This is a genomic window from Novosphingobium sp. B-7, assembly GCF_000410615.1.
Lineage (GTDB): Bacteria > Pseudomonadota > Alphaproteobacteria > Sphingomonadales > Sphingomonadaceae > Novosphingobium > Novosphingobium capsulatum.
This window is the reverse complement of sequence record NZ_KE148464.1, coordinates 479-1,837: the sequence shown is the minus strand read 5'-3', so window position 1 is coordinate 1,837 and position 1,359 is coordinate 479. Positions and strand designations below refer to the sequence as shown.

The window sequence follows — 1,359 nt, the reverse complement described above, 5'->3', positions numbered from 1 at the left end:
CGGGCGCTCGCCCCGGCCAGCCGCGTGCCGACATCGGGCTTGCCATAGCCGCTGGCCACGATCACCGCGTCGAAATCGGCGGCATGGCGCTGGCCCCGCTGGGTCCAGATCACCCGCGCGCCATCGGGGCGGGCGACGATATCCTGCACTTCGGCATGGCAGTGCAGCTCTGCCTGGCACGGGCCAGCCTCGGGCGTCATCAGGCGGCCCAGCTGGTCGGCATAATAGGCGCCCAGCGCCATGCGCGGGAAAAACGCGCGCGGATCGTGCGCCATCCCGGCCACGCCAAGCGCGGCCTGGCGCCGCGCACTTTGCCGCATGGCCCAGGCATTGAGCGTTTCACCCACCGGCGGCAATTCAAAGCCGGCAATATTGGCCAGCAGATGCGCGCCATTGTTCCGCGCGTTGAACGGGATGCCCTGCCCCGGTTGGCCGCCCGCCTCCAGCAGCGTGACGCGGCAGGCCGGCCCCTGGCGCTGCAACGCATCCAGCGCATAGACGGCTGTCGGCCCGGCACCGACAATCGCAATGGAAGGGAGGCTGGAAGACGCGGGAAATGGGCCGGATGACGACGGCGCGCAAGGCAGGGGTTGCATGATAGCCGATGAACGGCACGGGCGCCCGATCCGTTCCACCCTGCCCTGCGAAATCGTGCTTTCCTTGATATGGGTTACGAGATTGCCATCTCGCCCGGCATGGCGCCGCGCCGCCACTGCCGCCAGCCCAGCACCGCCAGCACCACCAGCGCGGCATAGAGCCCGGCGGTAAGCCACAGGCCCTTGAACACGAACATGCCGACATAGACGAGATCGGCCGCGATCCACAAAAGCCAGTTTTCCGCGTGGCGCCGCGCCGCCCAGAACTGCGCCACCAGGCTGAAGCTCGACAGCGCGGCATCCATCCACGGCAACGCGGCATCGGTATAGTGGCTGGTAACCCAGCCGATCGCCACCGCGCCCAGCGCGCCGCAGCCCAGCCCGGACAGCAGCGCCAGCGGGCGCAGCGGCACCACGTCCACCGCGTCGCTGGCCCCGGCGGCCGGTGCGCCAGGATGCCGGCTGCGCGCCCAGGCCACCCAGCCATAGATCATGGCCAGGCCGAACAGCGCCTGCAGCACCATGTCGGCATAGAGCTTCACATCGAGGAACAGCTTGAAATAGAGCGCGCAGGCCAGGATGTTGACCGGCCAGCACACCATCATCCGCCGCGCGGTCAGCCATATCCCCAGCAAGCTGACGGCCACGGCCACCAGTTCCAGCGCGCTCATGCTTGATCCTCTTGCGCAATTGCGGAGAGCAGGGCCTGCCCCTCTGCCCCGGCGAACCACGCGGCATGGCCAATGAGATAGCCCTGCCCGGC

The 1,359-nt window shown here is 68.7% G+C and carries 2 protein-coding genes; both read right to left on the bottom strand.

The features are described 5' to 3' along the window. Positions 1-596, bottom strand: a 596-nt coding sequence (locus tag H926_RS0120455) for an FAD/NAD(P)-binding protein (RefSeq protein WP_192816568.1), incomplete at its 3' end; no start/stop codon positions are given. Between the two features lie 74 nt (positions 597-670). Next, complete coding sequence (pnuC, locus tag H926_RS0120450; RefSeq protein ID WP_022677929.1) at positions 671-1,267, bottom strand: nicotinamide riboside transporter PnuC; 597 nt, start codon at positions 1,265-1,267, stop codon at positions 671-673. Between the last annotated feature and the right edge of the window lie 92 nt (positions 1,268-1,359).

What these genes read in the sequence shown, in the direction of transcription:
- pnuC (WP_022677929.1), bottom strand. Translation starts at nt 1,267, where the DNA reads ATGAGCGCGCTGGAACTGGTGGCCGTGGCCGTCAGCTTGCTGGGGATA.